The sequence below is a fragment of the Mycobacterium sp. P4_H6 genome, assembly GCF_056400845.1.
In genome coordinates, this window is record NZ_JBFUKN010000047.1 from 24,336 (window position 1) to 44,551 (window position 20,216).

At 67.6% G+C, this 20,216-nt stretch carries 22 protein-coding genes; 10 read left to right on the plus strand and 12 right to left on the minus strand.

Annotated features, from left to right (window positions below):
• Position 1 precedes the first annotated feature (1 nt).
• Positions 2-1,102 (plus strand): Rv3575c family transcriptional regulator, encoded by a 1,101-nt coding sequence (locus AC1DTF_RS19415; RefSeq protein ID WP_057170862.1) that lies wholly within the window; start codon positions 2-4, stop codon positions 1,100-1,102.
• Here the strand turns inward: AC1DTF_RS19415 and AC1DTF_RS19420 are convergent.
• From AC1DTF_RS19420 to kstR, 3 genes are read right to left on the minus strand one after another with little or no spacing between them, the layout of a single operon-like run.
• Positions 1,099-1,725, minus strand: coding sequence for a class I SAM-dependent methyltransferase (locus tag AC1DTF_RS19420; protein WP_477475233.1), 627 nt, complete (start codon positions 1,723-1,725; stop codon positions 1,099-1,101). The two genes, AC1DTF_RS19415 and AC1DTF_RS19420, sit on opposite strands and share 4 nt — an antisense overlap.
• Positions 1,726-1,761: 36 nt before the next feature.
• On the minus strand, positions 1,762-2,523 hold the full coding sequence (otsB, locus tag AC1DTF_RS19425; RefSeq protein WP_477475234.1) for a trehalose-phosphatase: 762 nt from the start codon (positions 2,521-2,523) through the stop codon (positions 1,762-1,764).
• Positions 2,520-3,125, minus strand: a complete 606-nt coding sequence (kstR, locus tag AC1DTF_RS19430) for a cholesterol catabolism transcriptional regulator KstR (RefSeq protein WP_162264296.1) — start codon at positions 3,123-3,125, stop codon at positions 2,520-2,522. The genes otsB and kstR overlap by 4 nt, the downstream gene beginning before the upstream one ends.
• Positions 3,126-3,381: 256 nt before the next feature.
• Here kstR and AC1DTF_RS19435 point away from each other — a divergent pair, with 256 nt between their 5' ends.
• Positions 3,382-5,499, plus strand: coding sequence for an acyl-CoA dehydrogenase (locus tag AC1DTF_RS19435; protein ID WP_477475235.1), 2,118 nt, complete (start codon positions 3,382-3,384; stop codon positions 5,497-5,499).
• Here the strand turns inward: AC1DTF_RS19435 and AC1DTF_RS19440 are convergent.
• From AC1DTF_RS19440 to AC1DTF_RS19450, 3 genes are read right to left on the minus strand one after another with little or no spacing between them, the layout of a single operon-like run.
• On the minus strand, positions 5,459-6,097 hold the full coding sequence (locus AC1DTF_RS19440; RefSeq protein WP_477475236.1) for a TetR/AcrR family transcriptional regulator: 639 nt from the start codon (positions 6,095-6,097) through the stop codon (positions 5,459-5,461). The two genes, AC1DTF_RS19435 and AC1DTF_RS19440, sit on opposite strands and share 41 nt — an antisense overlap.
• Before the next feature lie 14 nt (positions 6,098-6,111).
• A complete protein-coding gene (locus tag AC1DTF_RS19445) occupies positions 6,112-6,684 on the minus strand; it encodes a hypothetical protein (RefSeq protein ID WP_477475237.1) in 573 nt (190 codons plus the stop codon).
• A 60-nt stretch (positions 6,685-6,744) separates the two neighbouring features.
• Positions 6,745-7,800, minus strand: coding sequence for a 2Fe-2S iron-sulfur cluster-binding protein (locus AC1DTF_RS19450; RefSeq protein WP_477475238.1), 1,056 nt, complete (start codon positions 7,798-7,800; stop codon positions 6,745-6,747).
• A 149-nt stretch (positions 7,801-7,949) separates the two neighbouring features.
• On the opposite strand from AC1DTF_RS19450, the gene hsaA reads away from it, so the two are divergent.
• From hsaA to hsaB, 4 genes are read left to right on the plus strand one after another with little or no spacing between them, the layout of a single operon-like run.
• Complete coding sequence (gene hsaA / locus AC1DTF_RS19455; RefSeq protein ID WP_477475239.1) at positions 7,950-9,134, plus strand: 3-hydroxy-9,10-secoandrosta-1,3,5(10)-triene-9,17-dione monooxygenase oxygenase subunit; 1,185 nt, start codon at positions 7,950-7,952, stop codon at positions 9,132-9,134.
• Position 9,135: 1 nt separating this feature from the next.
• A complete protein-coding gene (hsaD, locus tag AC1DTF_RS19460) occupies positions 9,136-10,008 on the plus strand; it encodes a 4,5:9,10-diseco-3-hydroxy-5,9,17-trioxoandrosta-1(10),2-diene-4-oate hydrolase (protein ID WP_057170869.1) in 873 nt (290 codons plus the stop codon).
• Between the two features lie 13 nt (positions 10,009-10,021).
• Positions 10,022-10,921 (plus strand): iron-dependent extradiol dioxygenase HsaC, encoded by a 900-nt coding sequence (gene hsaC / locus AC1DTF_RS19465; RefSeq protein WP_057170870.1) that lies wholly within the window; start codon positions 10,022-10,024, stop codon positions 10,919-10,921.
• A gap of 2 nt (positions 10,922-10,923) precedes the next feature.
• Complete coding sequence (gene hsaB / locus AC1DTF_RS19470; RefSeq protein ID WP_057170871.1) at positions 10,924-11,490, plus strand: 3-hydroxy-9,10-secoandrosta-1,3,5(10)-triene-9,17-dione monooxygenase reductase subunit; 567 nt, start codon at positions 10,924-10,926, stop codon at positions 11,488-11,490.
• A 5-nt stretch (positions 11,491-11,495) separates the two neighbouring features.
• Here hsaB and AC1DTF_RS19475 read toward each other — a convergent pair whose 3' ends face one another.
• The 3 genes from AC1DTF_RS19475 to AC1DTF_RS19485 are packed head-to-tail and all read right to left on the minus strand — an operon-like array spanning position 11,496 to position 14,182.
• Positions 11,496-12,482 carry a hypothetical protein gene (locus AC1DTF_RS19475; protein ID WP_477475240.1) on the minus strand — a complete coding sequence of 329 codons (987 nt, stop codon included), beginning with the start codon at positions 12,480-12,482 and terminating at the stop codon, positions 11,496-11,498.
• The gene (locus AC1DTF_RS19480) at positions 12,463-13,266 is read right to left on the minus strand and encodes an alpha/beta hydrolase (RefSeq protein WP_477475241.1); all 804 of its coding nucleotides are present in this window, start codon (positions 13,264-13,266) and stop codon (positions 12,463-12,465) included. Before AC1DTF_RS19480 ends, AC1DTF_RS19475 begins: the two co-directional genes overlap by 20 nt.
• A 13-nt stretch (positions 13,267-13,279) precedes the next feature.
• Entirely contained in the window at positions 13,280-14,182 is a 903-nt protein-coding gene (locus AC1DTF_RS19485; RefSeq protein ID WP_477475242.1) for a LysR family transcriptional regulator, read from the minus strand.
• Between the two features lie 74 nt (positions 14,183-14,256).
• On the opposite strand from AC1DTF_RS19485, the gene AC1DTF_RS19490 reads away from it, so the two are divergent.
• Both AC1DTF_RS19490 and AC1DTF_RS19495 read left to right on the plus strand, forming a co-directional pair.
• Entirely contained in the window at positions 14,257-15,612 is a 1,356-nt protein-coding gene (locus AC1DTF_RS19490; protein ID WP_477475243.1) for an MFS transporter, read from the plus strand.
• Complete coding sequence (locus tag AC1DTF_RS19495; protein ID WP_477475244.1) at positions 15,609-16,355, plus strand: 3-hydroxybutyrate dehydrogenase; 747 nt, start codon at positions 15,609-15,611, stop codon at positions 16,353-16,355. The genes AC1DTF_RS19490 and AC1DTF_RS19495 overlap by 4 nt, the downstream gene beginning before the upstream one ends.
• Here the strand turns inward: AC1DTF_RS19495 and AC1DTF_RS19500 are convergent.
• On the minus strand, positions 16,352-17,116 hold the full coding sequence (locus tag AC1DTF_RS19500) for an IclR family transcriptional regulator (protein ID WP_477475245.1): 765 nt from the start codon (positions 17,114-17,116) through the stop codon (positions 16,352-16,354). The two genes, AC1DTF_RS19495 and AC1DTF_RS19500, sit on opposite strands and share 4 nt — an antisense overlap.
• 175 nt (positions 17,117-17,291) lie before the next feature.
• Here AC1DTF_RS19500 and AC1DTF_RS19505 point away from each other — a divergent pair, with 175 nt between their 5' ends.
• Together AC1DTF_RS19505 and AC1DTF_RS19510 are read left to right on the plus strand one after the other, a co-directional pair.
• Positions 17,292-18,059 (plus strand): CoA transferase subunit A, encoded by a 768-nt coding sequence (locus tag AC1DTF_RS19505; RefSeq protein ID WP_057170876.1) that lies wholly within the window; start codon positions 17,292-17,294, stop codon positions 18,057-18,059.
• A complete protein-coding gene (locus AC1DTF_RS19510; protein WP_057170877.1) occupies positions 18,056-18,712 on the plus strand; it encodes a CoA transferase subunit B in 657 nt (218 codons plus the stop codon). The genes AC1DTF_RS19505 and AC1DTF_RS19510 overlap by 4 nt, the downstream gene beginning before the upstream one ends.
• Here the strand turns inward: AC1DTF_RS19510 and AC1DTF_RS19515 are convergent.
• Both AC1DTF_RS19515 and AC1DTF_RS19520 read right to left on the minus strand, forming a co-directional pair.
• Positions 18,699-19,964, minus strand: coding sequence for a DUF222 domain-containing protein (locus AC1DTF_RS19515; RefSeq protein ID WP_477475246.1), 1,266 nt, complete (start codon positions 19,962-19,964; stop codon positions 18,699-18,701). The genes AC1DTF_RS19510 and AC1DTF_RS19515 overlap by 14 nt on opposite strands.
• Before the next feature lie 12 nt (positions 19,965-19,976).
• Positions 19,977-20,216, minus strand: a 240-nt coding sequence (locus tag AC1DTF_RS19520; RefSeq protein WP_477475247.1) for a transposase, incomplete at its 5' end; no start/stop codon positions are given.

The window sequence follows — 20,216 nt, forward strand, 5'->3', positions numbered from 1 at the left end:
CATGTCCAGAAGTCCGGCGCCGCGGAGGCGCGCGACGCTGGCATCACTGGCCGCCGAACTCAACGTTTCGCGCACCACCATCTCCAATGCCTACAACCGGCCCGACCAGTTGTCGGCCGATCTGCGCGAGCGGGTGCTCGCCGCGGCAAAGGAATTGGGCTACGCCGGCCCCGACCCGGTCGCGCGGTCGCTGCGTACCCGTAGGGCCGGTGCGGTCGGCCTGATGATCACCGAGCCGCTCAACTATGCGTTCAGCGATCCGGCGGCCCTGGATTTTGTTGCCGGGCTTGCCGAATCGTGTGAGGAGGCCGGGCAGGGTCTGCTGCTGGTGGCGGCCGGCCCCAACCGCAGCGTCGACGACGGTTCGGCGGCGGTGCTCTCCGCGGGCGTCGACGGATTCGTCGTCTATTCGGCCTCCGACGACGACCCTTACCTACCGGTCCTGCTGCAACGCCATCTGCCGATCGTCGTCGTCGACCAGCCCGGGGATGTCCCCGGCGCGTCGCGGGTCTGCATCGACGATCGTGCGGCCATGCGTGAACTCGCGGAACATGTTGTGGGATTGGGCCATCGCGAGATCGGTGTGCTGACCATGCGGCTCGGTCGGGAATGGCCGCACGAGAGCACCAGGCCCATGGTCGCCGATCCGGAGCGGCTCAACACCCCGCATTTTTTGGTCCAGCGTGAGCGGGTGCACGGGGTGTACGACGCGATGAGCGCGGCCGGACTGGATCCGGCGTCGGTGACCGTGGTGGAGAGCTACGAACATCTGCCGCAGTCCGGTGGTGCGGCGGCCGAGGTGGCGCTGGCCGCCAACCCGCGCATCACCGCCCTGATGTGCACCGCCGACGTGCTGGCGCTCTCGGCGATGGACTATCTACGGGCGCACGGCATCTTCGTGCCTGGGCAGCTGACGGTGACGGGTTTCGACGGGGTGCCCGAGGCACTGGCCCGCGGCCTGACGACCGTCACCCAGCCCAGCATGGAGAAGGGCCGCCGCGCCGGGGACCTGCTGCACAACCCGCCGCGCTCGGGTCTGCCGGTCGTCGAGGTGCTCGGCACCGAGGTGGTGCGGGGACGCACCTCCGGCCCACCCGCCTAGCTCCGGCGCCGCGCCAGCAGCACATCGTCATGGGTGTGCTGACCGTCCGGGCCCGCCGGCACCGCGCGCTGCCGCCGGCGGTCCACGGTCACCTCCCAGTCGGTCCCGAACAGGGCGACCACATCGTCGTGCAGAAGGTAGAGCGCCGGATCGAATCCGTGCGACTTGGCCAGTTCCACGTCGATATCGGCGTGATGCACCACCAGCAGCAGACCGCTGGGCGCGACCGCGGCCAGCAGCGCCCGTTCGGCATCCCGTCCCGGCGAGTGCAGCAGGGCCGGGTAGTGCGCGGTGACGAGATCGAAGCCGCCGTCGGGCAGGTCCAGATCCTCCAGGCGGGACCGGACCCAGGTCACCGCCACACCCGCCCGGTCGGCCGCCGCCGCGGCTTCATCCAGTGCCACCCGGGAGGCATCGATGGCCGTGACGTCCCAGCCCTGAGTGGCCAGCCAGACCGCATCGGCGCCCATGCCGCACCCGATGTCGAGTGCCGAACCCGTTGAGCGGCCGCTGATCTCGGCCACGACGGCGGGGTTGGGGCGTTGGGCGGGTAGTCGATCCAGGTAAGCGTGGTAGCGCTCGTCCCATTGGTCGAACAGCATCTGTGCCGGGGTATCGGTCATGGCTCCAGGATGCGTGGCCGATGGACAGAAGAGCAATCAATCTTGCCGATCAGGCAATCGGGCATCGACCAGGAACCGCAGCACCGTCGCCACATCTGCCGGGGTGTCCACCCGGAAACCGGCCAGCGTCTCACCAGGCCCGATCTTGATGCCGATATCGCCGTCGCGCATCCGCCGAAATGCCTTCTCGTCGGTGACGTCATCGCCGAGGAAGACCACTGCCGTTGCCGCACAACGGTTCCGCAGGATGTCAACGGCCTCGCCCTTGTCGGTGACGATCACCGCGAACTCGAGCACCGCCTTACCCGCGGTGGTGTGTGCATCCCAGGACTCGGCGGCCGCGGTGGCCAGCGCGAGCGCGGCCGCACCGTCGGCTTCCGAGGCGTTGCGCACATGCAGCGCCACGCTGGCCAGCTTGGGTTCCACCGTCACGCCCGGTCTCCCGGCGGCGATCACGTTGAGCTCGTCGATGATTCGGGTCAGCAGCGCGGTGTCGATCGGGTGGGCGAATCCGGTGTCGAACTCGGCGCCGTGGCTGCCGACCGCCTGCACCGCATCCGACATCCCGGACAGTTCGCGCAGCACCGACAGCGCCCGCCCGGAGATCAGGGCGGCGACGGTGTCGGGCAGGCCGGCAAGTTCTTCGAGTGCCGCCGCCGCCTCGGGCAGTGGCCGGGCGTCTGCGGGGTTGTTGACGATCGGCGATAACGTGCCGTCGAAATCGGAGGTGACCAGCAGGCGCGGGGTGGCCGCCGCCTCGGTGAGGGCGCGCTGCAGACCGGCATCAAGCACGGTCACACCTTAGGTTGTTCCCCGTCGCCGATGAGCAGCCGGACCGCCAGGTCGAGCCGTTTGGCCACGTCGGTGGCCGATGCGCGCCGTGTCAGCCAGGCCAACAGGTTGGACAGCCACACATCGGAGATGACGCGCGCGATGTGGAATTGATCCTCGGTGGGCTCGCCTTCGCTCATCGCGCGGGCAAACATGGAGTCCATCAGCTTGCCCACGTGATCGACCTCGCCGGCCGCCGAGGCATCGGCGAAGACGAAGGCGCGGGTCATGGCCTCGGTGAGCAGCGGGTTGCGCTGCATGGACCGGTTGAGCCGCCCCACCATGATGTTCAGGCGTTCGTACGGGGTGCCGCCGGTGAGGGTGGCGCGGTCGGTCTTGGCGTCGATACGTTCGAACTCCCGGCCCAGCGCGGACACCAGCAGGTGCACCTTGGACGGGAAGTAGCGGTAGAGGGTCCCGACGGCGACATCGGCGCGCTCGGCGACGGCCCGCATCTGGACGGCCTCGTAGCCGCCCTTGGAGGCGATGGCCAGGGTGGCGTCCAGGATGCGCTTGCGGCGTTCGCGCTGCGCCTCGGAACCAAGCTCGGATTCGGAGAGAACGGCCACGGCCATCACCTGACGGGGTGAGTCAGAACCCGATCCGGGTTGTGCAGGCGACGACATGTGGCGGACAACTCCTTCGTGATGCGCTTAAGGGGAAAACGATACGCATGCCGGCTGTTGATCGCTCACCTCCCCGCTCCAGATCACAACGGCGCGTCGCGGCCGTGACAGTGGTCGACTTGACGTCCGTGCGCTGGCACTATTAGAACACGTTCTAGTGGGAAGCGGAGCCTTCTCACCCAATGGCTAGGAGTTGCCGGTGTCCGTGTTGTCAGTGCAGACCGACACATCCGATGAGTTCGCGGCCCGTGAACTGGTGCGTAGCTGGGCCGGAGGCTCCGGAGCGATCGAGGCGACCCGCAATGTGGAGCTCGGGGACCCCGATGCCTGGCGGGCCCCGTACAGCGCTTTTGCTCAACTAGGGGCATTCGGTGTGGCGGTCCCCGAAGAGTTCGGCGGGGCGGGTAGCACCGTCGCCGATCTGCTGGCCATGGTCGACGAGGCCGCCGCTGCCCTGGTGCCCGGTCCGCTGGCCACCACGGCGCTGGCCACCCTGGTGGTCGACGATCCCGCCGTGCTGGAGGCGCTCGCCGGTGGAGAGCGCAGCGCAGGTATCGCGTTCGCCTCCGACATCTCCTTCGACGCGGGCACCGCGACGGGCACCGCGGCGTTCGTCCTGGGTGCGGACCCGGCCGGTGTTTTCGTGCTGCCCGCCTCGGACAGTTGGTTGCTGGTCGACGGCACCGCCGACGGTGTCACGGTCGAGCCCCTGGAGGCCACCGACTTCTCCCGGCCGCTGGCGCGCGTGGTGCTCACCGGCGCCCCCGCCCAGGTGCTCGGCGCCTCCGCCCAGCGGGTCACCGATCTGATCGCCACCGTGCTGGCGGCCGAGACGGCGGGGCTGGCCCGCTGGCTGCTGGACACCGCCAACGAGTACGCCAAGGTGCGCGAGCAGTTCGGTAAGCCGATCGGCAGCTTCCAGGCCGTCAAGCACATGTGCGCGGAGATGCTGTTGCGCAGTCAGCAGGCCGCGGTCGCAGCCGCCGACGCCGCATCGGCCGCCGCCGGAGATGATGCCGAACAGCTGTCGATCGCCGCCGCGGTCGCCGCGTCCATCGGCATCGATGCCGCCAAGAAGAACGCCAGGGACTGCATTCAGGTGCTCGGCGGTATCGGCATCACCTGGGAGCATGACGCGCATCTCTACATGCGGCGGGCCTACGCGGTCGCGCAGTTCCTCGGCGGGCAGTCCCGGTGGCTGCGCCGCACCGTCGAACTGACCCGTGCCGGTATCCGCAGGCAGCTGCATGTGGACGTGGCCGATGCGGACGCCATCCGCCCCGAAATCGCGGCTGCCGCAGCGAAGATCGCCGAGCTGCCCGAGGACGAGCGCCAGCGCGCCCTGGCCGAGTCGGGGCTGCTGGCGCCGCACTGGCCCAAGCCCTACGGCCGGGACGCGACGCCCGCCGAGCAACTCGTCATCGACGAGGAACTGAACGCGGCGGGCGTGGCGCGCCCGGACATCTCGATCGGCTGGTGGGCCGCGCCGACCATCCTGTCCGCGGGCAGCCCCGAACTGATCGACCGGTTCATCCCGGGCACCCTCACCGGGGACGTGTACTGGTGCCAGCTGTTCTCCGAGCCGGGCGCCGGTTCGGACCTTGCCGCCCTGCGCACGAAAGCCGTTCGTACCGAGGGTGGTTGGCTGTTGACGGGGCAGAAGGTGTGGACCTCGAATGCGCACCGCGCGAACTGGGGCATCTGCCTGGCGCGCACCAATCCCGATGTGCCGAAACACAAGGGCATCACCTATTTCCTTGTCGAGATGAACTCGCCCGGTATCGATATCCGGCCGCTGCGCGAGATCACCGGCGAGGCCCTGTTCAACGAGGTGTTCTTCGACGACCTGTTCGTGCCCGACGATCTGGTGGTCGGCGAGGTCGACGGCGGATGGCCGCTGGCGCGCACGACGCTGGCCAATGAGCGCGTCGCGATCGCCACCGGCGGCGCCCTCGACAAGGGGATGGAGCACCTGCTCGAGGTGATCGGGGACCGCGAACTGGACGGCGCGGAGGCCGACCGGCTGGGGACGTTGATCATTGCGGCACAGGTGGGTTCGCTGCTGGACCAGCTGATCGCGCGGTTGGCGGTCGGCGGCAACGATCCCGGTGCGCCGTCGAGTGTGCGCAAGCTGATCGGGGTGCGCTATCGCCAGGGTCTGGCCGAGACGGTGATGGACTTCCTGGATGGCGCGGGCATCGTGGATTCCCCGGACGTGCGTTACTTCCTGAACACCCGATGCCTGTCCATCGCCGGTGGCACCGAGCAGATCCTGCTCACGCTGGCGGGGGAGCGGCTGCTGGGACTGCCGCGCTGAGATAACTGGTCAGCAGCCGGACCACCTCGTCTTCGAGCTGCCCGGTGTCCACCGGCGCCCCGATGAGCCGGTGCACCAGCGATTCTACGCTGGCGATGGTCAGCCGGGCCGCGAATTCCGGGTCGGTGACCCGGACCTCGGGGTGGTGGCGCAGCAGTTCGGTGACACCGGCGACACCGCGGGCCTCGGTGTCGTGCAACCGGTTCAGCAGCGCCGCCGAGCGGGGCGCCTCCTCGAAGAGGACCCGGTGCAGCGCGGGGTCGTCGCGGTGATTGTCGATGGCGGCGCGCACGAACAGTCGCACCAGATCCTCGAGCGCCTCGGGCAGGCCGTCGCGCAGCCGCTCGGTCAGTAGCGTGGTGCCGGCGTCGAAGTGCGCGTCACTGAGCGCGGCGAGGATGGCGTCCTTGTTCGGAAAGTACTGATACAGAGAGCCGATGGACACGTCGGCCGCGGCGGCGATGCGGTTCGTGGTGCCCGCGGCGTAGCCGTGCTCGCTGAAGACGCGGGCAGCCGCATCCAGGATGTCGCGACGGGTCTGAGCCGAGCGCTGCTGGCGGGGCTGCTTGCGGGCACGGAACCGGTCGGTGGGTGCCATGTCACCAGCGTAGGTCAGCTGAAAGTGGTCTGCGCGCACGCCGCCGGGGTGGTGAAGTTCACCTCGGAGTAGACGACCTGAACGTTCGAACACACGATGAAACCGGCTTCGGTCGTGGGTTTGCCGGTGGCCCAGTCGGTTTGCACGGCGGTACCGTCGGTGCGGAAACGCTCGAGCGGTCCACCGCCGAAGTAGGTGACCGAGATCTCGTTACCGCTGACGGCCTTGAAGGACCGGGAGAGGACGTTGTTGATGTTGGCGCCCTTGCTTTCCGGCGGTGCGCCCGACGGTGCGCTGTAGCTGACTTCCTGGAAGACACTGCGGTCGGTGCTGCGCACGGTGATGGTCTGCCGCGCCCAGAACTCGCCCGGGAAGCCGATCGGCCCTTCCGGGGTCAGCAGGTTGATCTGGGTGTTGAAGAAGCACCGCCCCTGCGCCTGCACGCAGTCGGCGGTGGCGTGCACTTCGAGCGTGCCGCCCGGCGCCGGTATCGACGACATCCCAGAGTTCGTCGCGGCCCCGGCGACGGCCGGACCGGTCAACGCGGCGGTGGCACACACGGCCGCGGCCGTCAGACCCGTCGCCACGCGCCCAAGAATCCTCTTCACGGCAGTTCCTCCCGGTCCGGGCGAATGTTAGCCCGAGCGCTATTCGTCGTAGGTGACTTCCACCGAATCCGACGTGGGCAGCGCCTGGCACGCCAGGATCAGCCCTTCGTCGAGATCCGACGGTTCGAGCACGTCATTGATCTCCATGTCCACATCGCCCTTGCGCATCAGCACCGCGCAGGCCCCGCAGTGTCCCTCGCGGCAGGAGAACGGGGCGTCCAGTCCCTTGTTGAGCAGGACATCGAGCAGCTTTGCCTTGCGCGGCCACTCGATCTCGTGGGTGGTGCCGTCGAGTTCGACGACGGCCTGCGCCGGCCCGCGGTCGTCGTCCTCGTCGATCTCGATGACCACCTCGGCGAACGGGTCCGAGTCCAGCGATTTGAAGACCTCGATGTGGATGTGCTTCGCGTCGACGGTCTTCAATGCGGCGTCGGCGGCCGCCATGAACGGGCCGGGCCCGCAGATGAATGCCTCGTGCGCGGCGAACGGCCGCAGCAGGGTGGCCAGCGCGTCGGTGCTGGGCAGGCCCTGCACGGTTTCCAGCCAGTGGATGACCGTCAACCGGTCCGGGTGTGCCGCCGCCAAGTCACGCAATGCGGCGGAGAAGATCACCGAGTTCTCGTCGCGGTTGGCGTAGACCAGCACGATCTTCCCGCTGCCCTCGGCGAGTGCGGATTTGCAGATCGCCATCATCGGCGTGATGCCGCTGCCGGCGGCCAGCAGCAACAGATCAGTGTCCAGGTTCTTCGGCACGAACGTGCCCGACGGAGCCAGCACGTGCATCCGCATCCCGGCGTGGGCGTTGTCGCACAACCAGTTCGACGCGTAGCCGTCGGCGGTCCGTTTGACGGTGACCGTGAGATGCTCGTCGACCGCCGGCGCGCTCGACAACGAGTAGCAGCGGGCCACCGACCCGGTCTTCTCGCTCGGCACCCGCAGGGTCAGGAACTGACCGGGTGAGTAGCGAAGCCGGTCCGCGGGAATGTCACTCCCGTCCGGAATCGAGAACACCAGCGAGCGGGCGTCGGCGGTCTCCTCGACGACCTCGGTCACCTGTAGTTCCAGCACATGGCTGCCGAGCGGCTCATCCGTCACAGCCCTGCCCTCATTTCCCTCATAACTAGAACATGTTACAAAACAGAACATGCGCAGGTCCAGCCGATGATTCGGCACGCTACTCGACACAAATCGTAACGTGTTCTAATCTTTGTCCAGTGCTTGATCTCGATCCGGGAGGCAATTCAGTGACGTCTATTGAACAGCGTGACGTGCAGGCGGTGCTCGCCGGCATCGATGATCTGTTGCCGAAGCTGCGGGAACGGGCCCAGGCCGCCGAAGATCGGCGCCAGGTGTCCTACGAAACCATCAACGAACTCGACGAGGTCGGCTTCTTCAAACTGCTCCAGCCCGAGCAGTGGGGTGGCCTGCAGGCCGACCCGACGAACTTCTACGAGGCGGTCCGCCGACTCGCCAGCGCCTGCGGTTCCACCGGCTGGATCAGCTCGATCATCGGTGTGCACAACTGGCATCTCGCGCTGTTCGACCAGAAGGCCCAGGACGAGGTGTGGGGCGAGGATCCGACGGTCCGGGTGTCCTCCTCGTACGCACCGATGGGGGCGGGCACCGTCGTCGACGGTGGTTACCTGGTCAGCGGCGCCTGGCAGTGGTCCTCCGGCAGCGAGCACGCCACCTGGGCGTTCCTCGGCGGCCCGGTGATCAAGGACGGCCGCCCGGTCGACTTCGGCAGCTTCCTGATCCCGCGCACCGAATACACCATCGACGACGTGTGGCATGTCGTCGGCCTGAAGGGGACCGGCAGCAACACCGTCGTCGTCAAGGACGTCTTCGTGCCCTCGCACCGCTTCCTGTCCTATAAGGCGATGAACGACGGCTCCGCGGGCGGGTACGAGAACAACACCGCGCCGGTCTACAAGATGCCGTGGGGCACCATGCACCCCACCACCATCTCCGCGCCGATCGTCGGTATGGCCTACGGCGCCTACGCCGCCCATGTCGAGCACCAGGGCAAGCGGGTACGTGCGGCCTTCGCCGGCGAGAAGTCCAAGGACGACCCCTTCGCCAAGGTCCGCATCGCCGAGGCGGCCAGCGATATCGACGCCGCCTGGCGCCAGCTGATCGGCAATGTCGGCGACGAGTACGCACTTCTGCAGGCGGGCAAGGATATTCCGTTCGAGCTGCGCGCCCGCGCCCGTCGCGACCAGGTGCGTGCCACGGCCCGCTCCATCGCCTCGATCGACCTGCTGTTCGAGTCGGCCGGCGCCACCGCACTGGTCACCGGCGCCCCGTTGCAGCGGTTCTGGCGTGACGCGCACGCCGGGCGGGTGCACGCCGCCAACGAGCCCGAGCGCGCCTACCTGATCTTCGGTAACAACGAGTTCGGACTGCCGCCCGCGGACACGATGGTCTGATATGACTGCTGTTCAAGAGATCACGTTCGAATCGACCTCGCGCTACGCGGATGTGCAAGCCGGGGAACTGGCCATGCGGCTGCACTACCACGAGGCGGGTGACCCGACCGCTCAGACCATCGTGCTGCTGCACGGCGGTGGTCCCGGCGCGTCGAGCTGGTCGAACTTCGGCCGCAACATCGCCGTGCTCGCCGAGAAGTTCCACGTCATCGCGATCGACCAGCCCGGCTACGGGCTGTCCGACAAGCACACCGAGCACGAGCAGTACAACCGGTACAGCGCCAAGGCGGTGCTCGGTCTGCTCGACAGCCTCGGTGTGCAGGGACGCGTTCCGCTGCTGGGCAATTCGCTCGGCGGGGGCACCGCGGTGCGGTTCGCGCTGGACTACCCGGACCGCGCAGGCAAGCTCATCCTGATGGGGCCCGGCGGACTGAGCGTCAACCTGTTCGCGCCGGATCCGACCGAAGGCGTCAAGGCGCTCGCGAAGTTCAACTACGAGCCGACGCGGGAGAACCTCGAAGCCTTCATCCGCATCATGGTGTTCGACCAGAAGCTGGTCACCCCGGAACTCGTCGACGAGCGATTCGCCATCGCCAGCACACCGGAATCGCTGGCCGCCACCCGGGCGATGGGTAAGTCGTTCGCGGGACCGGACTTCGAGCTCGGCATGATGTGGCGCGAGGTCTTCAAGCTACGCCAGCCGGTGCTGCTGATCTGGGGTCGTGAGGACCGGGTCAATCCGCTCGACGGCGCGCTGGTCGCGGTCAAGCAGATCCCGCGCGTGCAGTTGCACGTTTTCGGACAGTGTGGACACTGGGCTCAGGTCGAGAAGTTCGACGAGTTCAACAAGCTCACCATCGATTTCCTGAGTTAGGAAGGGCACCGCGATGAGCATCAAGGCTCTTGGATACATGCGCATCGAAGCCACCGATGTCGCGGCGTGGCGCGAGTTCGCGCTCAAGGTGCTCGGCATGGTCGAAGGCGACGGCAGCACCCCCGGTGCGCTGTACCTGCGCATGGACGAGATGGCCGCCCGGCTGGTGATCGTGCCCGGCGACCAGGACCGGCTGCTGATCTCGGGCTGGGAGGTTGCCGATGCGCCGGCGCTGCAGGCGCTGCGCGAGACGCTGTCCAAGGCAGGCGTCGAATTCGCCGAGGGCACCCGCGAGGAGCGCTCCGAACGGCGGGTCGAGGGCCTGATTCGTTTCACCGATCCGGCGGGCAACGTGCTGGAGGCGTTCCACGGTGCCCAGTACCTGGGGCGCCGGTTCGTCAGCCCGTACGGCCACAAGTTCGTCACCGCCGAGCAGGGTCTCGGGCACGTGGTGCTCACCTGTGACGATGATGCTGCGGCACAGGCGTTCTACCAGGATGTGCTCGGCTTCCGGCTGCGCGACTCGATGAGCCTGCCGCCGCAGTTGGCGGGCCGCCCGGCCGACGGTGATCCGATCTGGCTGCGCTTCTACGGGTGCAACCCACGCCACCATGCGCTGGCCTTCATGCCGATGCCCAACCCGACCGGCATCGTGCATCTGATGGTCGAGGTCGAGGAGTCCGATGACGTCGGTCTCTGCCTGGACCGCGCGCTGCGCCGCAAGGTGAAGATGTCGGCGACCCTGGGCAGGCACACCAACGACAAGATGCTGTCGTTCTACATCAAGACCCCCGGCGGGTTCGATATCGAGTTCGGTTGTGAGGGACTCGAAGTCGAGGACACCAGCTGGGTGGCCCGGGAGAGCACCGCGGTCAGTCTGTGGGGCCACGACTTCAGCGTCGGCTTCAAGTAGTCATGAGTTCTGCGACCATCGATCCGCGCACATTCCGGCATGTGCTCGGCCAGTTCTGCACCGGTGTCACCGTGATCACCACGGTCCATGACGGGGTGCCGATCGGTTTCGCCTGCCAGTCCTTCGCCGCGCTGTCGCTGGATCCGCCCCTGGTGCTGTTCTGCCCCACCAAGCAGTCGCGGGCCTGGCAGGCCATCGAGTCCAGCGGCAAGTTCTGCGTCAACATGCTGCACGAGAACCAGCAGCATGTCTCGGCACAGTTCGGATCCAAGGCGCCGGACAAGTTCGCCGGGATCGACTGGAGCCCTTCGGAACTCGGATCGCCGGTGATCGACGGCAGCCTGGCCCACATCGACTGCACGGTGGCCTCGGTGCACGACGGCGGTGATCACTTCGTGGTGTTCGGCGCGGTGCAGTCGATGTCGGAGCCGCCCGCTCTCAAGCCGCGCCCGTTGCTGTTCTACCGCGGCGAGTACACCGGTATCGAACCGGACAAGAACACCCCGGCCCAGTGGCGCGACGATCTGGATGCCTTCCTCACCGCGACCACATCGGACACCTGGCTCTGAGGCTGCTAGTCCCCGGTGCGCTGGATCCGGACGTCCAGTTCCACCTGGGCCGGGCAGTCTCCGGTGTAGTCCTGGAACGACTTCCCCGTCAACGTGGCGATCGGATTCTGCGGACCCTGCGGCAGCGGCAGTTCATCGCGGGATGACTGGCGTACCTTGCCGATTCCATCCGTGCACTGCGCATCACCCTCGGGGAAGCTCGCGGTGAACCGGCGGTCGCCGTACTGCATCACGAACAGGTTGTTGGTGTCGATCGTCGACATCAACGTCACGCAACGGTCCCCGGTGCGCAGGCAGTGGGTGGTGGCGCGGTAGTCGTGCGGCGGGAACACCTCGCCGGTGGCCGGATAGGTCTGGGTGTAGGAGTACGTGCCCCACAGGGCCGCACCGGGGGAGGCCCGCAGCGGCGGCTCCTCCGCCGGGTCCGCCGCCTGGGTACCGGTGCCGGTTCCGCTGGTGGGCGACAGGTTGACGGCACGCTTGCTGGCGCACAGGGCCGGTGCGGTGGCCCAGGTGTACTCACCGGACATCGATCCGTCGAGGCGGGGCCGCAGCGAGATGACAGTCCATCCGGTGACATCGACCTCGGCATCGCCGACCTTGCACTTGTCGGGCGCCTCGCGCACGGTCAACCAGTCTCCGTCGATGTAGTCGAACACCATGGAGAGCGACGGCGGTCCGGACGGGTTCTTCGGATCGACCACCGCCACCGTCGCAACACATTCGGTGCCGCGGCAGGTCGAGCGGGCCACCCAGGTCTCGGTGCGGGCCGTGCCGGCCACCGGCTTACCGTCCGGGGTGGCGGTCGGGCCGATGTCCACCTTGAAGCTGCCTTGCAGCGCCGGCCCGGCGTTCGTCTCCGTCGCCTCGTCGGTGGAGCGGACGGTGAACAGGCACGCCGCGAAACCGCCGAGGATGACCGCGATCAGCGCGACCGCCGCCAGCAGTTTGACGAGTGTGTGTTTGGTGTCTTTATTCAGCCCGAGTGCCATCGCGAACAGAATGCCATCCCAGAGTCGCTGCGATGAAGGCAATGACGGTCGTGGCGACATCTCGATGCACTGTTTCGTTGAGGATGTCGTGTTTGGCGCCGGGGAACTCGGCGATCTGCAGGGCCTCGATCTGTTCGGCGTAGGCCCGCACCGGCCCGACGGGCGCGATGGGATCGCCGGTGCCGTGTACCGCCAGGGTCGGGACCGTCAGCGTCGGAAGCTCGGCACCGAACCGATCCCAGGCGGCGGCCAGTGCGCGCGCCAGCGGCGCGCTGTCCGCCTCGACGAATGCCAGCGGGTCGTTCTCCAGCGCGTCGAGGTAGAACGGGTCACCGGACAGCCAGGCCGGATCGAGATCCAGTGCGGTGTCGACGTCCAGCAGATCGGCCACCGGCGCCAGCGGAGCTCCGGAGATGATGCCCGCGCGGTAGCGCGCCGGCTGCTCCACCAACCGCAGCGCGGTGACGACAGATCCGAACGAATGGCCCGCCGCGATCAACGGCAGTCCCGGACGCTCCTGCTCGACGATGACGGTGAGCGCCTCGGCCAGCGCCGAGCTGTCCGCCAGGGTGCCGAAATCCCCACGGGGGCCAGGGCTCAGCCCGTGCCCCAGCTGGTCGACGGCCCACAGGTCGATACCCGCGGCGTTGAGCGCGAACCCGTAGCGGTGGTACACGCCGGTGTGTTCGCCGAAGCCGTGCAGGAACACGACTGCGGCGCGGGGTTCGGCGGCCGCCCAGTGCCGGTAGTACGCGCGGGCGGTGTCGGTCTCCAGGAAGGGCATGGCCTCACGATATTCAGCTCGGGCCGCCGAGCAGAGCATTACGCTCAGCGATCATCCGATCCCGGATCGCGTCGATGATCGCCGCCACCTCGGGTCGGCGCAGCGTCTCGGCGCGGGTCACCAGCCAGTAGGCCAGCTGCACCGAGACGGCGTCGGGCAGCACCCGGATCAGGTCGTCGTGCGGGTCGGCCAGAAAGCACGGCAGCAGTCCCAGGCCGGCGGCGGCGCGCGTCGCCTCGACATGGACGAAGACATTGGTCGAGGAGACCGACTGCCGCATGCTCGGGGCGAAACTCGTGGCAAGGTCCAGTTCATCGACCTGCAGCATGGACTCGATGAAGTAGACCAGCGGATGGTCGGCGAGGGCGCCGACCTCGCCGGGGGTGCCGTGCTCGGCCAGGTACCTCCGGGAGCCGTACAGGGCCAGGCAGTAGTCGCCCAGCCGGATCGCCTGTGCCCGGTGCACGGTGGGCTCGCCGACCACGACCTCGATATCGACGCTGGAGCGCTGCTGGCTGGCACGCCGGGTGGCGGCGATGATCTCCACCGAGACCCCGGGATGGCGGCGCTGGACCGCGGCGGCTGCCGGGGCGGCGATGTAGGCACTGAAACCGTCGGTCGCCGAGAGCCGTACCACGCCTTCGAGGTCGCGTTGCTCACCGGACGGCGTGCCCAGCGACTGCACCGCGGCTTCGACGGCCTCTGCGGCGGCCAGCACCTCGCGACCCCGATCGGTCAGCTCCCACACCGCACCGACCCGGGTCAGCACCCGGGCGCCGATGGTCTGTTCCAGTGCGGCGATGCGCCGCGAGACGGTGGTGTGGTTGAGCCCGAGGGTTTCAGCGGCCAGCACGTAGCGGCCGGTGCGCCCGACGGCCAGCAGGATCAGCAGATCATCGGCACTCGGCAGGCCCATATCTGCATTTTTGCAGAGATGTCCTGCAGATCTGACCATTGTGTCGATCTTGACGTGCATGAATACTCACTCATATGTGTGCTGCCGATCACAATTCCACTCAGACCACCACCGGTCTGAAACGCGTCGTCACCGCATCCATGGCCGGCACGGTCGTGGAGTGGTACGAGTTCTTCCTGTACGGCACCGCGGCGACGCTGGTGTTCAGCAAGGTGTTCTTCGCCGAGACGACCAGTGAGCTCAACGCGATCTTCCTGGCCTTCGCCACCTATGCGGTCGGGTTCGTGGCGCGCCCGCTCGGCGGCATCGTGTTCGGTCACTACGGAGACAAGTACGGTCGCAAGAAGCTCCTGCAGTTCTCCCTGCTGCTCGTCGGCGCCGCCACCTTCCTGATGGGCTGCCTGCCGACCTTCGGACAGATCGGTTACTGGGCGCCGGGTCTGCTCGTGGCGCTGCGCTTCATCCAGGGCTTCGCCGTCGGCGGTGAATGGGGTGGCGCGATCCTGCTGGTCGCCGAGCACAGCCCGAACAACCGCCGCGGGTTCTGGGCCAGCTGGCCGCAGGCCGGTGTCCCGGTGGGCAACATGCTGGCCACCGTCGTGCTGCTGGTGCTCACCGCGACCCTGTCGGAATCGGCCTTCCTGTCCTGGGGATGGCGGGTGGCGTTCTGGCTGTCCGCGGTCGTCGTGCTGATCGGCTACTACATCCGCACCAAGGTCACCGACGCACCCATTTTCGTTGCGGCACAACGGGAAGCCGAGCAGATCAAGGCCACCTCGTTCAGTGTCAAGGAAGTGCTCCTGCGTTACCCGCGCGGTGTGTTCACCGCGATGGGCCTGCGATTCGGCGAGAACATCATGTACTACCTGGTGGTCACCTTCTCCATCACCTATCTGAAGGTCTCGGTGGGCGCGGACACCAGTTCCATCCTGTGGTACCTGCTGGTCGCACACGCGGTGCACTTCGCCGTTGTGCCGGTGGTGGGCCACCTGGCCGACCGGTTCGGCCGGCGTCCGGTCTACATGGTGGGTGCGGTGCTGGGCGGCACCTGGGGCTTCTTCGCCTTCCCGATGATGAACAGCGGCAACTATGTGGTCATCACCGCCGCGATCACGCTCGGCCTGGTGATCCACGCCTTCATGTACGCACCGCAACCGGCCATCATGGCCGAGATGTTCCCGACCCGGATGCGCTACTCCGGTGTGTCCCTCGGTTATCAGGTGACCTCTATCGTGGCCGGCTCGCTCGCACCGCTGATCGCGGTGAAGTTGCTCGACATCTACGGCTCGCCCGTGCCGATCTCGATCTACCTGGCCGTCGCGTGCGCCATCACCCTGGTCGCGGTGCTCTTCACCCGGGAGACCAACGGCATCGACCTGCGGACTCTGGACGACGCGGATGCGCGGGAGATCGCCGAGGCGCGTGCATGAGTGAGCTCTCCGGCAAGACCGCACTGGTCACCGGCGGGGCCAGCGGTATCGGCGCGGCGTGTGCCCGCGAACTCGCGGGCCGGGGTGCGACCGTGACGGTGGCCGACGTCGACGAGGAGGCCGCCGGCGCGCTGGCCGACGAGATCGGTGGAACCGCCTGGGCGGTCGACCTTCTCGACGTGACAGCGCTGCAGGATGTGCGCCTGGATGTGGACATCCTGATCAACAACGCCGGCGTGCAGACGGTCGCGGAGATCACCGAGTTCGACCCGGCGCGGTTCCGCTCGATGCTGGCCCTGATGGTGGAGGCGCCGTTCCTGCTCATCCGCGCCGCGCTCCCGCACATGTACGCGGAGGGTTTCGGCCGCATCATCAATATGTCCTCGGTGCACGGATTGCGGGCCTCGGAATACAAGGTCGCCTACGTGACGGCCAAGCACGCGCTGGAGGGGCTGTCCAAGGTCACCGCGCTCGAAGGCGGGCCGCGCGGGGTGACCAGCAACTGCGTCAACCCCGGCTATGTGCGAACGGCACTGGTGGACGAGCAGATCGCCGATCAGGCGAGCACGCACGGTATCGACGAGCAACAGGTGGTCGAGCAGATCCTGTTGAAGGAGAGCGCCATCAAGCAGCTGGTGGAACCCCAGGAGGTCGCCTCGCTGGTGGGCTGGCTGGCCTCCGCGCAGGCGCGCATGGTGACCGGCGCGTCGTACACCATGGACGGCGGTTGGAGCGCACGCTAAGCGCCCCTCTTGAGGCGCAAGGTCAACTCGTGCGCGGTGCGCAGCAGGGTCTCGCCGAGCTGCGCGGTGCGTTCGCCGGCCATCCGGGCCTGCACTCCGGTCAGGCTCAGCGCCCACTGCGGTTGGCCGAGTGCGTCGAAGACGGCGGCCCCGATACCCCAGCTGCCCTCGACCAGCAGGCCCGGGTTCAGCGAATAGCCATCGATCCGGGTCTGCCGGAGCCGCTCCTCGATGGCCGTGCGCGAATGCGCGGCGCCCCATTCCTTTTCGAGGGCGGCGCGGTGCAGATATTCCTGAGTCTCGCCGTCCGGGAGATGGGCGAGCACGACCAGACCCGCCGAGGCGATGCCGAGCGGAAACCGGCTACCCGGGTAGAGCACATGCGACCGCAACGGAAAGCTGCCCTCGATCGCGGACACACACACCGTCTCCCAACCGCGTCTGGCGGACAGGAAGGCGCTCTCTCCGGTGTCGTCGGCGAGGGCGCGCAGCAGATCGTCGGCCACCGGTGCGGCGTCGTAGCGGCTGGTCGACACCGAGCCGAGCAGGTAGATCTCCGGACCCAGAAACCACAGCCCGGTGCCGGCTTCCCGGTCGATCAGGCCTTGCTCGGCGAGTGCGGTGAGCATGCGGTGCGTGGTGGCCCGCGGGATGTCGGTGGCGCGGGCGACGGCCGTCGTCGTGACGCCGCCGCGTTCACGACCGACGGCGCGCAGGATCGCGGCGACCCGGGTGATCACCGGCGTACCGAGCTCGGTCATGGTCCGACAATAGCGTTCACTGAGTGGACGTCGATAGCCCCGACCGTCCCGTCGAGCGAGCAGTTCGGAGACGAATGACGGCAAACCTTGTGGCAGGAGGCGGCAAGATGATGTTCTGGTGGCGGCCGAAGACGCGTTCGGTGAGCGAACGCCTACAACAGGAAGTTGCGTACTGATGTCCAGTAAGCAGGTCAAGGACGTCCATGAGGCGATCGCCGGGATCGCGAGCGGATCGTCGCTCGCCGTGGGTGGTTTCGGGTTGTGCGGGATACCCGATGCCCTCATCGAGGCGCTGGCCGAGTCGGGCGTGGACAACCTCGAGGTCTACTCCAACAACTGCGGTGTCGACGGCGTGGGTCTCGGGGTGCTGCTCGGGCTCGGCCGGATCCGGCGGGTCACCGCGTCCTATGTCGGGGAGAACAAGGAGTTCGCCCGGCAGTACCTGTCCGGCGAACTCGAGGTGGAACTGACCCCGCAAGGCACCCTCGCCGAACGCCTCCGCGCCGGCGGCGCCGGCATCCCCGCGTTCTATACGCCCGCCGGAGTGGGCACGCCGGTGGCCGATGGTGGTCTGCCGTGGCGCTACGCCGCCGATGGTTCCGTCGCGGTGGCCTCACCGCCGAAGGAGACGCGCGAATTCGACGGCCGCCGGTATGTCCTGGAAACCGGCATCCGGACCGATTTCGCATTGGTGCATGCCGCAGTGGGGGATACCCAGGGCAACCTGGTCTTCGACAAGACCGCGATGAACTTCAATCCGCTGGCCGGGATGGCCGGCCGGGTGACGATCGCCCAGGTGGAACGGCTCGTCGCACCGGGCGAACTCGACCCCGAGGGCATTCACCTGCCGGGGGTCTTCGTCCAGCACATCGTCGAGACCGGACCGCAGGACGTCCGGATCGAGAAACGCACCGTCCGCGATGAGGCAGGAGTGAACGCATGACCGAGCCACAGACCGTCAAGGGATGGACCCGGCCGCAGATGGCGGCACGGGTCGCCAGTGAATTGCGCGACGGGGAATACGTCAACCTCGGGATCGGCCTGCCGACCCTGGTGCCGGGTTTCCTGGACCCGTCCGTCCGGGTCACCCTGCACTCGGAGAACGGCATTCTGGGCACTGGCCCGTATCCCCTTGAGGCTGAGGTGGATTCGAATCTCATCAACGCCGGCAAGGAAACGGTGACTGTCCTGCCCGGTGCGGCATTCTTCGATTCGGCGTTGTCATTCGGGATGATCCGCGGCGGGCACATCGATGTCGCCGTGCTCGGCGGGATGGAAGTGTCGCGGTTCGGCGATCTGGCCAACTGGATGGTGCCCGGCAAGATGGTCAAGGGCATGGGCGGGGCCATGGACCTGGTCCATGGCGCGGCGCGGGTGATCGTCCTGATGGAACACACCGACCGGCAGGGTAATCCGAAGATCCTCTCGGAATGCACCCTGCCGCTGACCGGCGAGCGGGTCGTGCACCGCATCGTCACCGATCTTGCGGTCATCGATATCCCCGGCGACGGCGAATTGGTGCTCGTCGAGACCGCGCCGGGCGTCACTGTCGACGACGTCCGCGCCGCGACGGGTGCGCCACTCACGCAGCGTTGAACCTGACCAGGTCCACGCTCAACCCGCACTCGATGACGCTGACCGTCCTGATCGGCGGCCCCGGCAGCGGCGGGGCGGTCGATCGGTAGACGGCCCCGGTGGGAGTGGTGAACTCGGCTGTATGCGCACCGTCGACCTCCTCGGTGCGCACCGACCAGCCCGGCGCCTCCTTGGCGTAGTTGCCGGCCTCGCACAGCCCGAGCCCGTTCAGTGCGCTCGTCGGGCCGTGCCTACGTCGGGGAACCGCATGGTCGTGGTGCCGAATCGGTGCATCGCAGTACGGAGTTCGGCATGTTCGGTCGCGAAGCTCCAACAATGTAGACAGGCCCTTCGGGAACAGCTGCGCCCGCGACTCCATCGCCACCAGCTGGCCGGACTGCGGGTGCCGGTACAACCGCCGGAGTGTCGATTTCAGTTCCGGGTCGGCCGCGCCGCCGGTGAGAGTGCGTGCGAAACCGGCCGGAATAGGACCGTAATCGGCCAACCAGGCGGGCGACTCATCGTCGCCGGCCAGGGTCGTATCGGCCATCACCAAGTTCAGTGTCATCGGTACGGGTTGTTCTGCAGGGCGGCCGGTGGTCCGTTCGACGAGGGTGTCGGCCATGATCTGCCCGCGCGAGCGGTCGTCGAAGGTGGTGTCGGCGGCGCGCTTCAACGCGGCATACACCGCGACACCCTGGGCGACGGGCAGCAGCGCCGTCACATAGGCCATCGTGTCCGGTGCGGGGCGGATCGTCACGCAGCGGTCCTTGGCGGCTTTGGCGGACCGTGCGACCACCGCCTCGACGTCCAGCCTTGTGACGATGGCCTTGGCCTCGGCCGCCACCCGCTTGTCGCCCCAGCCCTCCAGCCGGGAAGGATCGGCACAGAGTTCGGCATCGAGCTGGCGGCGGTGATCGACACTCAGGCAGGCGGATTCGCGCACGATCAGGGTTGCCCGCCATTCCGAGAGGTGTCCGCGTTCCAGCGCGGCGAGGGTATGTGGCATCTCGTGGACCAACGCGCGGGCCATCCCGAGATGGGTGCCGCCGCGTACCGGCGCCTCATGGCGGGCCAACGCGACTTCGGCGGCCAGACCGCGCCCGCGTTTCGCCGCGGGCACTCCGGCGATAGCCTCGGCGGCGCGCCGCTTGGCTGACCACAACGCGGTGGCCCGGGCCTGCGCCGCCGCGGCCGCCGACTTGAGTCGCTCGAAACGCTCGATATCGGCCCGGAGCTCCGCCTCACCGGCACCGGGATCGATATCGAACATACTTGCGACTCCTCACGTTTTCATGGGTAGTCGAGGGTGTAATCCGCCGATGCAGAGGTAGATCATCGAGCTCAGTGCTCGGGCGGAGTGATGGCCGTAGCCGCGTGCGTTGATGAGGCGGGTTCGGGCGTTGATGCCTTCGTTGAGGGCGTTGGATATGCCGAGTTCCACGGCGGAGATGATCGCTTCGAAGTGTTCTTGTAGACGTTTGCCGAGTTCAATGAATGCGGGAATGCGGCTTCGTTTGGCGGC

Coding starts and splice junctions, on each gene's coding strand:
- hsaD (WP_057170869.1), top strand. CDS start 9,136: ATGACTGCTGTTCAAGAGATCACGTTCGAATCGACCTCGCGCTACGCG.
- AC1DTF_RS19475 (WP_477475240.1), bottom strand. CDS start 12,482: ATGGCACTCGGGCTGAATAAAGACACCAAACACACACTCGTCAAACTG.
- AC1DTF_RS19440 (WP_477475236.1), bottom strand. CDS start 6,097: ATGGCACCCACCGACCGGTTCCGTGCCCGCAAGCAGCCCCGCCAGCAG.
- AC1DTF_RS19510 (WP_057170877.1), top strand. CDS start 18,056: ATGACCGAGCCACAGACCGTCAAGGGATGGACCCGGCCGCAGATGGCG.
- AC1DTF_RS19515 (WP_477475246.1), bottom strand. CDS start 19,964: ATGTTCGATATCGATCCCGGTGCCGGTGAGGCGGAGCTCCGGGCCGAT.
- AC1DTF_RS19485 (WP_477475242.1), bottom strand. CDS start 14,182: ATGGGCCTGCCGAGTGCCGATGATCTGCTGATCCTGCTGGCCGTCGGG.
- AC1DTF_RS19420 (WP_477475233.1), bottom strand. CDS start 1,725: ATGACCGATACCCCGGCACAGATGCTGTTCGACCAATGGGACGAGCGC.
- AC1DTF_RS19500 (WP_477475245.1), bottom strand. CDS start 17,116: ATGACCGAGCTCGGTACGCCGGTGATCACCCGGGTCGCCGCGATCCTG.
- hsaC (WP_057170870.1), top strand. CDS start 10,022: ATGAGCATCAAGGCTCTTGGATACATGCGCATCGAAGCCACCGATGTC.
- AC1DTF_RS19415 (WP_057170862.1), top strand. CDS start 2: ATGTCCAGAAGTCCGGCGCCGCGGAGGCGCGCGACGCTGGCATCACTG.
- AC1DTF_RS19480 (WP_477475241.1), bottom strand. CDS start 13,266: ATGCCCTTCCTGGAGACCGACACCGCCCGCGCGTACTACCGGCACTGG.
- AC1DTF_RS19490 (WP_477475243.1), top strand. CDS start 14,257: ATGTGTGCTGCCGATCACAATTCCACTCAGACCACCACCGGTCTGAAA.
- AC1DTF_RS19495 (WP_477475244.1), top strand. CDS start 15,609: ATGAGTGAGCTCTCCGGCAAGACCGCACTGGTCACCGGCGGGGCCAGC.
- AC1DTF_RS19505 (WP_057170876.1), top strand. CDS start 17,292: ATGTCCAGTAAGCAGGTCAAGGACGTCCATGAGGCGATCGCCGGGATC.
- hsaB (WP_057170871.1), top strand. CDS start 10,924: ATGAGTTCTGCGACCATCGATCCGCGCACATTCCGGCATGTGCTCGGC.